Raw genomic sequence first — 15,147 nt, 5'->3', positions numbered from 1 at the left:
GGGATGCTGGGAACCGCTGAGATCATTACGGGAGACGCCTCGTTGCTGCAACGGTTAATGAGGAATATCCGGTTGGTGTTGAGTGGGTATTAAGATAGGGATAGGCCACGGTTTATCCACCCTTTATCCACGTATTAGCCACGTTTCAATTAGTGTGGTATAGGTATATTGTCCGTATTGGAGCAGTGTTTGATCGCCAGCCAATCCCTCTTGTGTCAAAAAGGCAAGCTTGGCGACTTTGCGCCTTCGCGAGAAAACAGAAAACCGTGCACCCCCATTCATACCACAGCTTACCTTTCCTACATCAGCAAAACCACCCATGTTAATTTATGGTTTACATCCGCCAATATGTGGTTAGTCTGGTTCCGTGAGCCTGCCTAAATTTGCATATATGTTGTCATAAAGACAATTAAAGAACCAATTATAGCTAGTCAATAGCATATTGAGGGTGGTGAGCAGCGATGCTTTGGCTTCATTTAATTTTAAATCAAATCTGATAGATATGAAAAAGTTACCAATCTATTATTTCATGTTATGCATGCTATGCTGCTATGAGGGCATGGCCCAGCAAAGCATAACCCTACGGGGGAAAGTATTGGATGAAACAGGTATTCCGTTGGCTGGGGTATCCATTGCTATAAAGGATACACAAAGCATTACGTCCACCAATGAGTCGGGCGATTTTACCATTCAATACGCGTCGCCCGCCGTCCTCGAAGCAACCGCATTAGGATTTGTATCACAAACGTTTAATCTCACTGACCAAACCACACTGACCATCCGGTTGATGCCGAGTGAGGAAACCTTGGAAGAAGTGGTGGTGGTAGGGTATGGTACGCAACGAAAGGGTGAGGTGACGAGCGCCATCGCTCGGGTAAATGCCGAGGATTTTACCAAAGGTACGGTGCGCGATGCGGCTCAGTTGATACAAGGTAAAGTAGCCGGCCTTCGGATAACCACACCGAATGGCGACCCGAACGCTACCACACAGATTAACCTGAGAGGCCTCAATTCAATCAATGGCTCCCAGAACCCACTGGTGCTTATCGACGGTATTCCGGGTAATATCGCTACGGTTGCTCCAGAGGACATCGAATCCGTCGATGTGCTCAAAGATGGTTCCGCTGCGGCTATCTACGGCACACGGGCAACGGGAGGGGTGGTACTGATTACTACCCGAAAAAACCGTAGTGCCGAACCCCGTACCTCCATCGAATACAATAACTATGCGAATGTGCAGACCATTTTCAGGAAGCCTGAGATGATGGATGCCAATGACTATCGGCGGTTGATTGCGGAGGGATATGCTTATGGAGATTCCAGTGGTAATACAAACTGGATCGATGAGGTGTTGCAAAACCCCATAAGCCATAACCATAATTTGACGTTTTTTGGCGGAAGTTCGCGCACTAATTTCACGGGCTCGCTGAATTACCGGAATTGGGAAGGTATTTTCCTGAAATCGGGCCAAGAGCGGCTAAATTTCAGGGCTGATCTCAACCACGATATGTTTGATGGTAAGCTTAGAACTAACTTGCAGGTAATCAACCAAAGTTTGACATCGAAACAAGGGGGCGCTGGTGGCTGGGCTTGGCGTCAGGCAATGATCCGTAATCCGACAGAACCCATCAAGAATCCAGATGGGACTTGGAAAGAAGGCAATGCCTATATGTATGATAATCCATTGGGCATCATTCATGAAACGATAGACGATCGGATATTCCGTGAAACCCGTTTCAGCGGATCGTTGGATTATCGACCCATCGGCGATTTGAGTTTGAAGATGTTGCTGTCGCGTGTGTTGAGCAACAACCTTACGGGTGATGCCACGAGTTTTCAACACGTGAATACAACGAAGAATAGCTTGAACGGAACAGCCAATCGCGCTACCGCTTCAAACGAAGAAAACCTGCTGGAGCTCACGGCCAATTACAATAAGAATTTTGGTGACCATCACCTGACGCTTTTGGGTGGATACAGCTGGCAGCATAACGTTGGGGAATCGTTTAGCGTATATAATTTCAATTTCCCCAATGACGATTATACCTATAACCGGTTGCAAACGGGTATGGGACTGAGAGAGGGGCTGGCCACGATGGAAAGCGACAAGAATAAATGGCAATTGGCTGGTTTTTTTGGAAGGGTTAACTACGTATGGAAAAATCGCTACATGGCAATGGCTAGCGTACGACGGGAGGGTTCATCCACCTTTGGAGAAAACTACCAGTGGGGTACCTTCCCAGCGTTTTCGGTGGGTTGGAACTTGGCCAATGAAGAGTTTATGCAACCAGTGGAATTTGTATCTAACTTTAAACTGCGCGCGGGATTTGGGGTGACGGGTACCATCGCATCCAGCTCTTACCAGTCACAAACCAGTTATAATTTCGATATCACACAAGGTGCGTTCATCAATGGCGAATGGGTACCGGGCTTTGTGCCGGCACGCAATTTCAATCCCGATCTGCGCTGGGAGAAAAAGGAGGAGTGGAATGTGGGGTTGGATTTTGGATTCTTTAACGACCGCTTGACAGGTGCCCTTGACTACTATACGCGCACAGTGAAAGATCTGCTGTATAGCTTTGGCGTGCCAACACCACCCTACTTATACAGTAGCATGATGTTGAACGCTGGAACCATGAAAAACTCGGGATTTGAAGCGTTGGTGAATGTAAAAGCCGTGGATACGGAAACCATAAAGTGGAATACGAATGTGACCTTTTCCACCAATAAAAATGAGTTGGTGAATTTATCTAATGACCAGTTTAACGTGACGCAGGAATTCTTTGACTGGGGGCATACCGGCGAGCCGATACAGGTGAGCACACACCGTGTTCGGGTTGGCGGACCTATCGGGCAGTTTTTTGTGTTGAAGAGCGTGGGCGTAGATGACAATGGCAAATGGTTGGTGGAAAACAAAGATGGGGAAACCATTCCGATCGGCGATGCCACCCCGGAAGACCGCCAATATTATGGTAATGGTATCCCGAAGTATAACTTGGGCTGGAATAACTCCATCAATATTCAACGGTTTGATTTTGCAGTGAACTTCCGGGGGGCTTTTGGCCATCAGGTGCTTAACATGCAGCGACTGTACTATGAAAACCCTGTAAATAAGGCGTATAATGTCCTGAAAACGGCGTATGATCCAGTATATGGCAAACAGCTGGACAATGACCTGGTCTATGTTTCACACTACATTGAAGATGCCGATTACCTGAAAATCGATAATGTGACATTGGGCTATACCTTCAGACCCAATATGATTAAAGGAGTCAGTAACCTCAGGGTTTATGTTTCGGGACTTAACTTATATACGTTTACGGGATATAAAGGGATTGATCCCGAAGCCGTAAATATGGGGACAATCGGCAACCAGAACTTCACGTTTTCACCGGGCATTGACCATCGTGACAAGTACCCCAATACCCGTACATATACAGTAGGATTGAATCTCGTTTTCTAACCCATGGTTGAACGTTAAAAAGAATTACTCATGAAGACTAAAATAATTGCTTTTACTTTGGCATCGACGATTGCCTTTGGAGCTGGTATCAGTTCGTGTACAAACTTGGATGAAGAAGTTTATTCAGAAATACTGGAAAAGAATTTTAACCCCACGGAACGGGACTTGCCTTTTATTTTGGCTCCCGTATATGCGCCATTCAGAACACTGATGTTTGGCTGGCAAGGGTATTTCGACCTGCAGGAAGAATCTGCCGACATCATCATTACGCCGGTGCGGCCAAATGGATGGGATGATGGGGGAACTTTCCGTCGGATGCACCAGCACAATTGGACATCCGAGCAGTGGCAGCCCACCAATACCTGGAACCAGGCGTATTCAGCAATCAGCCGGGCAAACCGCGTGATCATGCAAATCGAAGATGGTGCATTGCCGCTGCCGGAGGAAGTGGGAAGGAATGCCATCGCCGAATTGAGGGCTGCACGTGCATTGGCCTACTACCTGCTGTTGGACAATCACGGTAATGTTCCCATTGTAACGGATTATCGAGATGCGTCGTTACCCGAGCAAAGTACACGGCAGGAGGTATATGATTTTATCGTTATGGAATTGACAGAAGCGTTGCCGCTATTGTCAGAAGATGTCGGGCCGATGTACGGGCGGATGAACCGCTGGGCAGCGAAGGCCTTGTTGACCAAGATCTATCTGAATGCAGCGGTATATACCGGCTCACCACAATGGGAAAAGGTCATCCAAGAAGCCAATGACATCATCGATAGCGACGCATACTCATTGGATATGAATTATTCAGACGTATTCACATACACCAATGAAAATTCTGGTGAAATCATGTTTGCTGTGCCGTATGACGAGATTTATGGTACAGGTAGCCAAATCCATATGAAAACCCTTGATCCGCTAAGCAGGCTGGTATATAGTATGTCTGCGGGCCCTTGGGGCGGAAATTGTGCCGTCCCGCAATTTATCGATACCTATGACCCGGATGATATGAGGCTTTATGATACGTGGATACAAGGTCCGCAGTACCACGCAACAACAGGCAATGAAGTGATCAATTATGTAAAACCGGTGCCGGGGATCGGTGGCGACGGTACTGTCGCCCCGAGCAATGCAGGGTATCGAATAGGCAAATACGAAATCAAACGAGGCGCAACGAATAACCTGGATAATGATTATCCGATGTTTCGGTATGCCGATGTATTGATGATGAAGGCCGAGGCACTGCTACGCACAGGCAACGCCATTGCTGCGGCTACATTGGTCACCGAAGTTCGGCAACGGGCATTCAAAGATAACCCGGCGAAAGCGACAGTCACCGGCCCACAGCTTTTACTAGGTAGCAGCTATAATTACGGTTGGCAGAATAAAGATGGCTCGGTGGATGGCATGAATGGTGGTGCGGACATCCAATACGGCAGGTTTCTGGATGAATTGGGCTGGGAGTTTGCCGCAGAGGCCCGCCGCCGGCAGGACCTGATCCGATTCGGGGTATTCCAAACCAAAACATGGTTTAATCACCGACCACATGCGCAAGCGCAAACACGCACACTTTTTCCCATTCCTTTTGCGGAGCTGACCAAAAATCCCAACTTGACGCAGAATGCGGGTTATTGAGTACAGCATGTCTCAAAAAAATGACAAGGCCATATTGAAATCCACAGTATGGCCTTGTTGGTTTCAAGCTTTTTTTGTAGTAAATTCGGCCCCATTATCATAGTGATTACATTGATTAAATTAACTAGCGTTCACTCATTCACGTTCAATAACCATATCCATGCATCTCATTTGCCCGAAGATTACCTTTCGTTATTTGTTGTTTCTCATGCTCTTAATCTGTTCGTCCACAACCATGGCACAATATGCGGCCATTAAAGGGAAGGTCGCCAATCAAGGGGGTGTAGGCATTTCTGGTGCCAGTATACAATTGTTAAATTCCAACCTGGCTACGTCAACCGATGAGGAGGGTAATTTTTTAGTTGAGCGTGTCCCATATGGTTCGCATATAATCCGGATAAGCGCCCTCGGGTATGCCACTGAAAACCGGACAGTCGTACTGAACCAGGATATCTCCCTTGATATTCAGCTATCGGGCATCAGCAACCGATTGGATGAGGCCATTGTTACGGCCCACAAAATGGAAAGCGATCCGCAAGATATTCCCGCTAGCCTATCCGTTGTAAATGCCAAGCAGGTCGAAGATCAATACATCTGGAACGTCATGGACATAACAGCTTTGGTGCCCAACGTGAATATTGCCAACCCCGGCGACAACCGGAACGTGACTTCCATACGTGGGATAGCCACCACCTCCTACAACCAAGCGGTGGCTACCTACCTGGATGGGGTAAACCAATTCGGATTGGACACTTACATCCCATATTTGCAGGATGTGGAACGGATAGAGGTGCTGCGCGGTCCGCAGGGCACATTGTATGGGCGCAATGCCATGGCGGGTGTGATTAACATCATCACCAAACAGCCGACGAACAACGTTAATGGAGTCGCAGAGGCGAATTTAGGAAACCATGGTCAACAGCGATACGTGTTGGGCGTTCGTGCACCCATCGTTGCGGATAAGCTGTTTTTTGGTGCCTCGGGTGTGTTCAACAAGCTGGATGGATTCTATACCAACGATTTTGACGACACGCATTACGACCAGCAGCACAACGTGTTTGGCAACTACTACCTAAAATACCTGCTTAATCCCAAGTGGGCCATGACATTGAACTTCAAACACGTTTCCAACCGTAATCAAGGCGCATTCCCATTGGTCATGGGAATGGACAATGCTTTTGAAACACCATTCCACTTGAACCAGAATGCCAAGACTAAAATGAAGGACGAATCGCGTAATGCATCACTCTCCATCAACCACTTTGGCGATGCGCTTAATTTTAGCTCACAAACAACCTTCCAATCCAATTACCGATATTATGAAGACCCTATCGATGGGGACTTCTCGCCTTTAGACGCGATATCCGTAATCAATGACTACGGCAAAGACTGGAACAACGTGAAGGTCTTCACGCAGGAGCTAAGGCTGTCATCCGCGACCGCTAAGGAATCGCCGTTTAACTGGGCCGCAGGAGCTTATTTATTTCACCAAGACAGCCCGGTAAAACAGGGAACGCATTTTGGGGCGGATGCCGCTCTCATGGGCGCGCCTCCCAATGCGACCAGTATATTGACGAATACCGGGGAGAGCAAAGGCCTTGCCGTGTTTGGGCAAGCGGGTTATCACATCGTGGATGGGCTGGAGCTGCAGATAGGGCTGAGGTATGATTACGAGTACGTAAAGCAGCAAGGTAAGGGCGAATTCCAGCCGGATGGTGGGCCGCTCATGGTCACCCAGGCAGATACTTCGGCATCGGCCGATTTCAATGCGATTACACCAAGCGCCAGCCTTAAGTATGCATTTGATGAAACGCATCATGTTTACGGAAGTTATGCCAGGGGTTTCCGCGCGGGAGGCATTTCCCAGCTGTCCTCCGATCCCGGAGAGGCACCCCTGCGGTCGTTTGATCCGGAGTACAGCAATAACTTTGAAATCGGCTCCAAGAATACGTTCCTTGACCAGCGTATCCAGCTCAACCTCGCAGCCTTTTATACCAAAGTAAATGACGCGCAGGTGCCCACACTGCTGTTGCCGGATGCCATTACCGTGACCCAAAATACAGGCCGCATGGAAAGCATGGGCGTTGAATTGGAGGTCGCAGTACGTATCGTGCCCAATTTGAGCTTATGGGGAAACACCGCGTTTACTCATGCACGCTACCTGGACTTGAATACCGTTGGCGAAGATGGGAATGTGCAGTTGGAAGGCAACCGTCCGGTATTCACCCCGGAATGGACGGGCTTTTTAGGCGGGCAATACACCATCCCCTTGGGAATGTCCGGTGGGCAAAACATCCAACTGGGGGTTTATGGTAAATTCTTAGGCCATCAATATTTTGACGTGGAAAACACCTTGGAACAAGGGGGCTATAGCTTGCTTAACGCCAATGTGGGATATAGTCGACAAGGTTATGAGCTCATCCTCTGGGGGCAGAATCTTGCGGATAAACGCTATGCCGATTATGCGTATGATTTCGGTGCGGTGCATCTTGGACGGCCTGTTACCTATGGGGTGACGGTGAGGAAGAGGTTTGGATTATAGTCCGATTATCTTGGGAAAACCAGACTATTATTCCATTAATTTAAGAAAACGACCATAAATAAGATAATATACAGTCAGCATTTGTTAATTAATAGGTGTGGCGGTGAGGATTAAAAAACCTATCTTAGCCATGCAATACAACCAAATATTATAAACAATTTATCAAGTTATGTCAGAAGAGATTCCCAAAGCTGCAAAAATATCCAAAGATAAGCCGGATATGCTGTTATTTTATGCCTGTGTCTTTGCATTGGTAGCCACTTCCTTTGGGTTTGTGCTACGCGCATTTGTACTTACCGATTGGGGCGCAGAGTTCCAGTTGACACAGACCCAATTGGGTGAGATAGCAGGTGTAGGCTTATGGCCTTTCGCCATCAGCATTGTGTTGTTCAGCTTGATCGTAGATAAGATAGGTTACAAAACTTCCATGGCTTTCGCATTTATTTTCCACGTGGCTTCGGCTTTACTTACCATCTTCGCCACGGGGTATTGGATGTTGTACGTCGGCACATTCATGATGGCGCTGGGCAATGGTATTGTAGAAGCCGTTGTGAATCCCGTTGTTGCCACGATGTTCCCGAAGCAGAAAACGAAATGGCTGAGCATCTTACATGCAGGATGGCCAGGAGGTTTGGTATTGGGCGGATTGCTAGCCTTGGCTTGGGGCCCTGAAACCGCTTGGGAGCTGAAAATTGGATTGATATTCATCCCTACCCTGTTATATGGGGGAATGATGGTTACACGAAAGTTTGCCGCCAACGAACGGGTGCAAGCCGGGGTATCTTACCTGGAGATGTTAAAGGAAATGGGGGGTATCGGTGCACTGTTGATTACGGCCTTGGTGGTATTCCAGTTGGGTGAAGTATTCGGATGGGGAACTTGGGTAAGCATTATCGCCACGTTGATTATCGCCATAGGCTATGGATTGTATGTGAAAAGTTGGGGACGTCCACTATTTATTGTTTTATTATTGGTGATGATACCTTTGGCCATTACAGAACTGGGTACAGATAGCTGGATCAGTAGTTTGATGGCTTCAGAAATGGAAAAGCTGGGACTGCAAGGTGGTTGGGTACTGGTTTACACATCGGCCATCATGTTAGTCATGAGGCTGTTTTCAGGTTCCATCATCCACCGTATTTCGCCTTTGGGCTTGTTGGCCTTAAGTGCTTTCGTCGCTTCGATAGGCCTGTATTATTTATCCTTTTCGGTGGGCGTTTCAATTTTGATAGCGGCCACCATCTATGCCTTTGGCAAATCCTACTTGTGGCCACTGATGCTAGGTGTTGTGTCTGAGCAATTCCCGAAAGGCGGAGCACTTACGCTGAATGTCATCGCTGGATTGGGCATGATCAGTGCGGGGGTGATTGGCGCAGGAGTGTTGGGATTCCTGCAGGATAAACGGGCAGATACCAATATCGCCAAGTATGACGTGGAGCATCAGACTTCCCTGTATGATACTTACCTGACAGAAGAGAAAACAAGTTTATTTGGCGATTACCGAGCGCTTGATTTTGACAAATACGAGAAAGCCCCTCAGGACGATAAAGAGACAATAGGAGCTATACAGGAGACTTCAAAAAAGGTTGCATTGCGGGATATCGTCGTGTTTCCGATCATCATGCTTATCGCTTATTTGTTGCTGATCCTCTATTTCAAACGAAAGGGTGGATATAAGGCCAAAGTATTGGATTACACGGCTTCAGATACATAAATTAGGGTGCCCATTAGTTAACTTTATTCTTTATATGACATTAAACGTAAAACTAGGCGTAAGCACCTGGCTTTGGACATCGCCATTTCATACGGGAGAGGCCGCGGAGTTGTTTCGCAAAGCTGCAGCATTCGGGTATGATACCATAGAGATCGCGGTGGAAGACCCGAAGTTGCTAGATGTGCAAGCAATCAAGCAGGAATTACAGAAAAACAACCTGGAGGTGGTTATCTGCGGGGCATTTGGTAGTACCAGGGATTTGACGAGCGATGATGAAAGCCTGCAAAGAAATGCGTTGGAATACATCGCGGAATGCCTGGAGATCACGGCGGCGCTTGGCGCTGGGTTTTTCGCAGGCCCCATGTATTCGGCCGTGGGAAAAGCGCGTATGGTTTCGCCCGATCAGCGGGCCATCGAATGGCAGCGGGCGGTAACGAACCTCCGCACGGTCTGTGACATGGCAGCTTCGAAAGGACTTGACATCGCATTGGAGCCGTTGAACCGTTTTGAATCGGATTTGGTGAACAACGTCGACGATGTGCTTCGCCTTATCAATGACATCGACCACCCGGCGGCGAAGGTATGCTTAGATATGTTCCACATGAATATCGAGGAACCCGATCCCGAACAGGCCATCCGTAAAGCAGGTGATAAGCTCATCCATGTACAGGTGTCTGAAAATTACCGAGGAACGCCAGGCACAGGAAATGCGAGCTGGGATGCTTACTACGGTGGTTTGACGGGCATTGGCTATACCGGTACGGTATCGATAGAAAGCTTCACACCTGAAAATAAGGAATTGGCAGGCGCGGTGTGTATTTGGCGTAACTTGGCTGATGACCAGGACGCATTCGCACGTGACGGGAATGTTTTTTTGAAAAAATGGATAACAGGTAATTAATGGAACGCAGACGACACAGATAAATCAGTGATCATCAGTTTAATCCGTGTCATCCGCGTTCAACAACAAAAAGTAAGTAATAACTATGAATGAAAAAAAGATTAATGTGGCGATTATCGGGCTTGGTTTCGGTGCAGAATTTATCCCGATCTACCAAAAACATCCGAATGCCAATATGTATGCCATTTGCCAACGGAATGCAGACAGCCTGAATAAAATTGGTGATGAGTTTGGCATCGAAAAACGTTACCAAGACTACGATGAATTGCTGAAGGACGAGCAAGTTGATGCGGTACACATCAATACACCCATCCCCAACCATGCGGAACAATCCCTGAAGGCATTGAGGGCCGGCAAGCACGTGGCCTGTACGGTGCCGATGGCCACCACCGTGGAAGAATGCCGGCAATTGGTTGAAGCGGTGGAAGAGACGGGGTTGACCTACATGATGATGGAAACCGTGGTATATGCCCGAGAATTTCTCTTCATGAAGGAGATGTATGAGAATGGGGAATTGGGCAAGGTTCAGTTCCTGAAGGCAAGCCACCAGCAGGATATGGACGGATGGCCTAACTATTGGCCAGGTTTGCCGCCCATGCATTATGCCACGCATTGTGTGGGGCCGGTGTTGGGGCTCACCCGCAATGAAGCCGAATATGTATCGTGCTTTGGATCCGGCACCATTAGCGAAGCGCTACATCATCACTATAATTCGCCTTTTGCCGTAGAAACGGCTCATATCAAATTCAAGGATTCAGATTTAAGCGCCCATGTGTACCGTTCGTTGTTTGACACAGCCCGGCAGTATCGGGAGAGCTTCGAGGTATACGGTTCAAAGAAAGCTGTAGAATGGCCTTTGATTGAAGGCCAGCCCCTGATTGTCCATACGGCCAAGAAGCCAGAGTCCGAAATCCCGCAAGAAGTCGAATGCCCGGATTATGCCCATTTATTGCCGGAACCCATTCAACGGTTTACTACTGGCGGGGTTTATGATGAGGATGATAACCAACACCTTTCCTTTACGCAAGGAGCTGGCCACGGAGGCTCCCATCCCCATCTGGTTCATGAATTTATCAGCGCGTTAGTGGCTGGTCGTCAACCGTTCCCGAATGCCCGCCAATCCGCCAACATCACGTGTGTCGGTATTTTGGCCCATGAATCTGCACTGAAAGGTGGTGAAATCATCCGGTTGCCGGATTTTACGTTGGGGAATAAATGATGGGCTACTATTTTTTAAATCGATAAACGTCAATCAAACAATAAAATGAACAAGCTATTCAACTACTTGCTGCTATTGATGGTTCCTTTGTTCCTTTTGAGCTGCAATAGCCAAAAGCGCAAGGATGAAGGGCCTAGAAGGCTAGAGATCTTTTTCCTAGGCCATGAGAGCAAGCACCATGATTCAGAAAAACTGGCTGAAATATTCGCACAGGAATATTTTCCAGAAGGTATAAACATTACCTATTCGACCGATCCTGACGACCTTATGAGGGATGATTTGCATCGATACGATGGCTTGATACTCTATGCCAACCACGATACCATTTCTCCAGGACAGGAGAAAGCGTTGCTGGACTATGTGGCTTCGGGCAAGGGCTTCATTCCCCTGCATTCCGCCTCGTTCTGCTTCCGCAATTCGCCGGAAGTGGTCGCCCTTATCGGTGGGCAATTCAAGAGCCATGGCGGCGGTGCGTTTTCCGCTGAGATCGTAAAGCCTGACCATCCCGCAATGGAGGGGGTGGAGCCTTTCGAAACCGAATGGGATGAAACCTACGTACATGATCTTATTGCCGACGACATCGAGGTATTGATGGAACGCGTAGATAGCACCCATCGGGAACCCTATACATGGGTAAAGGAATATGGCAAAGGAAGGGTATTTTACACCGCATTCGGCCATGATGAACGGACATTTAGAAATCCGGGATTCTTGAAGCTGGTAAAGAATGGCATCATGTGGGCGATAGGTGATGAGGCCGTAAAGAAGTTGGAAGGCTTCAGCATTGCACAACCTACCTACGAAGAGGCCAAAATGCCTAATTATGAGCGGCGTGATCCCGCTCCGAAATATCAATTGCCCCTTACCCCAGAAGAATCCCAAACATTGGTGCAGGTACCCGTAGGGTTCAAACTGGAACTTTTTGCCAGTGAGCCGGATATCAGGAAGCCCATTGCAATGGATTGGGATGAAAAAGGAAGGTTGTGGATTGTCGAAACCGTTGATTACCCGAATACCATAAGGAATGATAAGGGAGAAGGCGACGACCGGATTACGATCTGTGAAGATACCGACAATGATGGCAAAGCGGATAAGTTTACCGTATTTGCGGATGGGCTGAATATCCCTACAGCGTTTACGTTTGCCAATGGGGGTATCATCGTAGCCCAAGCGCCACATTTTTTGTTCTTCAAGGATACCGACGGGGATGACAAGGCTGATGTGCGCGAAGTATTAATCGACGGATGGGGTACCTTTGATACGCATGCCGGTCCATCTAATCTGCGGTATGGGCTGGATAACAAAATTTGGGGTACCGTAGGTTACTCTGGATTTGAAGGCGTAGTCGGTGGAAAGCAATTCAAATTTGGGGCAGGTGTATACCACTTTGATTCCGGAGCGAAGCATTTCGAATACCTCGGGCCTACTTCCAACAATACATGGGGGCTTGGGTTTTCGGAAGAATTTGATGTGTTCATTTCTACGGCTAATAACGAGCATAGCGACTTTTTTGCCATACCTGCTCGTTATTACGAAAAGGCGAACCTCAATGAGCGAGGTATCGAAAAGATTGACGCCCATTATGGCATGCATGTGCTTACCAAGGAACTTCGCCAAGTGGATGTGCACGGTGGATTTACCGCCGCGGCCGGCCATAGCCTCTATACTGCACGGTCTTTCCCCAAGGAATACTGGAACAGGGTGGCGTTCATTTCCGAACCTACGGGAAGGCTGGTGCACCGCCATATTTTGGAGCAAGTGGGCGCCGGATTTAAGGAAAAGGGAGACGGCTGGAATGTGATTGCCAGCTCGGACAATTGGTTTGGGCCAGTAGACGCCAAGGTTGGGCCAGATGGCTCGCTTTGGGTGCTTGATTGGTATAACTTCATCATCCAGCATAACCCCACTCCTGAAGGCTTTGAAAATGGGGAAGGCAACGCTTACATCGATCCCTTGCGGGATAATACACGGGGACGTATATACCGGTTGGTACACGAGGATGCCAAGCGATACAAGCCCTATACATTAAATGCAGATAAATCAAGCACGTTGGTCAGCGCGCTGAAAAGCGATAATATGTTTTGGCGGTTGACAGCACAGCGGTTGCTGGTTGAGTCGGCCGATAAAAATGCAGCCAACGGTTTACACAAACTGATCGCTGACCAATCAACAGATGAAGTGAACGTTAATGGAGCGGCCATGCATGCGATTTGGGCACTGCATGGTTTAGGTCTGCTCGATGGCTCAGATGAAAAAAGTCTCGCTGTGGTCATTGATGCCTTGAAGCATCCTGCTCCCGGGGTGAGGAAGGCAGCCATTCAGGTATTGCCTACCGGCAAACCGGAAGTCATCCAACAACTTATTTCATCGGGCGTCATGAGCGACGACGATTTGCGCGTCCTTTTGGCAGGCTTCTTAGCCCTTTCAGATGCCGCACCCACTGTGGAAACTGGAAAAGTGATTTTTGATGCCGTACAGCAAGCGGAAAATGTGGGAGATAAATGGGTTTCCCATGCATTGCTGATTGCAGGTGCCGTACATCGGCAATCGTTCCTTGGCGAATACCACCAAAAATATGGGCATCCCGATTTGTCGAACACTGATGGATCATTGGTTGAACGTATTGTTGCAGGAGACAAGATGGTGGTCCTACCATTAAGTACCGAACGCGGAGGCACGATAGGGGGCCGGCAGATACCGGATTTCACCAATCAAGAGATCAGTTTTGTAGCCGATGTAAAAAGACCCGAAATGCGCCGTATTTTATCGGAAGGTGTGCTGATGTCACATGGGGATAACCGCGATGGATATGCGGTATTTCTCAAAGATGGTAAGGTATATTTTCAAGTAAACCAAAAAGGAAGGAAAACCATCATCAATTCCGTAGACTCGTTGCCATCGGAATTTAAGGTGAAAGCTTCCCTGCTCGCGGAAGGAAACATGACCTTGTCCATCGATGGCAAACAAGTTGCGGAAGGTAAAAGCGCGGGTTTGTTTCCCGAACTGCCGGGGGGCTTTATCCGTGTAGGACACAATAGACAACGGCAGTGGGATCGGAATGCGCCACGAATCCAAAATGTGGGGGATTATCCAGATGATTTCCATTTCTCCGGAAGATTGGAGAATGTACGCTTGGTCATCGTAAACACGAAGATGGAAGAGAAAGGCGAGGCATTGGTGGCCGATGAAGAGATCACCATAAAGGCGATCGTGGGAGAGATGAAGTATGATGTCACCAATTTTACCGCTAAGGCTGGCAAAACGCTGAAAATCATATTTGAAAACCCCGACCATATGCAGCACAACCTCTTGATCTTGAAACCAGGAACCTTAGAGAAAGTAGGACAGGCCGCGGACGATTTGGCCAAGCAACCGAACGGTGTGGAAATGCAATATATCCCCAGTACGCCAGACGTGTTGTTTAGTACGCCACTGATTAATCCGGAAGAACGATACGAACTGACGTTTACGGTGCCATCCACACCGGGGGAATATCCGTATGTGTGTACGTTCCCAGGACATTGGCGCATCATGCACGGGGTGATGACGGTGACGAAATAGCATACAGTCGGGGCATCTACAGCCATGCCCCGACCTTGTTTGTGCCTTTCAACGGTAGATAGTCACTATTAATAAGGAGTGATTTACAAATAGTAACATTCCTCAGATTCTC

General features: G+C 48.1%; 8 protein-coding genes. 7 read left to right on the top strand and 1 reads right to left on the bottom strand.

Going from position 1 to position 15,147, the window contains the following annotated elements; all coding sequences use genetic code 11:
• Window positions 1–123: 123 nt before the first annotated feature.
• Complete coding sequence (locus NF543_RS01845; RefSeq protein ID WP_257666381.1) at window positions 124–321, bottom strand: hypothetical protein; 198 nt, start codon at window positions 319–321, stop codon at window positions 124–126.
• Between the two features lie 181 nt (window positions 322–502).
• Here NF543_RS01845 and NF543_RS01840 point away from each other — a divergent pair, with 181 nt between their 5' ends.
• The 7 genes from NF543_RS01840 to NF543_RS01810 all read left to right on the top strand — a co-directional run bounded on the left by NF543_RS01840 (window position 503) and on the right by NF543_RS01810 (window position 15,035).
• Entirely contained in the window at window positions 503–3,463 is a 2,961-nt protein-coding gene (locus NF543_RS01840) for a SusC/RagA family TonB-linked outer membrane protein (protein WP_257666380.1), read from the top strand.
• Window positions 3,464–3,493: 30 nt separating this feature from the next.
• The gene (locus NF543_RS01835; protein ID WP_257666379.1) at window positions 3,494–5,098 is read left to right on the top strand and encodes a RagB/SusD family nutrient uptake outer membrane protein; all 1,605 of its coding nucleotides are present in this window, start codon (window positions 3,494–3,496) and stop codon (window positions 5,096–5,098) included.
• A 235-nt stretch (window positions 5,099–5,333) separates the two neighbouring features.
• Complete coding sequence (locus tag NF543_RS01830) at window positions 5,334–7,640, top strand: TonB-dependent receptor (RefSeq protein WP_257666378.1); 2,307 nt, start codon at window positions 5,334–5,336, stop codon at window positions 7,638–7,640.
• A 169-nt stretch (window positions 7,641–7,809) separates the two neighbouring features.
• Window positions 7,810–9,354, top strand: a complete 1,545-nt coding sequence (locus NF543_RS01825) for an MFS transporter (RefSeq protein WP_257666377.1) — start codon at window positions 7,810–7,812, stop codon at window positions 9,352–9,354.
• Between the two features lie 34 nt (window positions 9,355–9,388).
• Window positions 9,389–10,255 (top strand): sugar phosphate isomerase/epimerase family protein, encoded by an 867-nt coding sequence (locus tag NF543_RS01820; protein WP_257666376.1) that lies wholly within the window; start codon window positions 9,389–9,391, stop codon window positions 10,253–10,255.
• An 85-nt stretch (window positions 10,256–10,340) separates the two neighbouring features.
• Window positions 10,341–11,474 (top strand): Gfo/Idh/MocA family protein, encoded by a 1,134-nt coding sequence (locus NF543_RS01815; RefSeq protein WP_257666375.1) that lies wholly within the window; start codon window positions 10,341–10,343, stop codon window positions 11,472–11,474.
• Window positions 11,475–11,519: 45 nt separating this feature from the next.
• Window positions 11,520–15,035 (top strand): PVC-type heme-binding CxxCH protein, encoded by a 3,516-nt coding sequence (locus NF543_RS01810; RefSeq protein WP_257666374.1) that lies wholly within the window; start codon window positions 11,520–11,522, stop codon window positions 15,033–15,035.
• The last annotated feature ends 112 nt before the right edge of the window (window positions 15,036–15,147 follow it).

Origin of the sequence: Parapedobacter tibetensis (assembly GCF_024704835.1) — a bacterium.
In the GTDB taxonomy this organism is placed as follows: Bacteria; Bacteroidota; Bacteroidia; order Sphingobacteriales; family Sphingobacteriaceae; genus Parapedobacter; species Parapedobacter tibetensis.
The sequence above is the reverse complement of the archived record's forward strand: the minus strand, read 5'-3'. Positions and strand labels throughout refer to the sequence as shown.

Excerpts from the sequence above, each read along its gene's own strand:
- NF543_RS01825 (WP_257666377.1), top strand. The coding sequence starts at position 7,810 with ATGTCAGAAGAGATTCCCAAAGCTGCAAAAATATCCAAAGATAAGCCG.
- NF543_RS01830 (WP_257666378.1), top strand. The coding sequence starts at position 5,334 with ATGGCACAATATGCGGCCATTAAAGGGAAGGTCGCCAATCAAGGGGGT.
- NF543_RS01835 (WP_257666379.1), top strand. The coding sequence starts at position 3,494 with ATGAAGACTAAAATAATTGCTTTTACTTTGGCATCGACGATTGCCTTT.
- NF543_RS01815 (WP_257666375.1), top strand. The coding sequence starts at position 10,341 with ATGAATGAAAAAAAGATTAATGTGGCGATTATCGGGCTTGGTTTCGGT.
- NF543_RS01840 (WP_257666380.1), top strand. The coding sequence starts at position 503 with ATGAAAAAGTTACCAATCTATTATTTCATGTTATGCATGCTATGCTGC.
- NF543_RS01820 (WP_257666376.1), top strand. The coding sequence starts at position 9,389 with ATGACATTAAACGTAAAACTAGGCGTAAGCACCTGGCTTTGGACATCG.
- NF543_RS01845 (WP_257666381.1), bottom strand. The coding sequence starts at position 321 with ATGGGTGGTTTTGCTGATGTAGGAAAGGTAAGCTGTGGTATGAATGGG.
- NF543_RS01810 (WP_257666374.1), top strand. The coding sequence starts at position 11,520 with ATGAACAAGCTATTCAACTACTTGCTGCTATTGATGGTTCCTTTGTTC.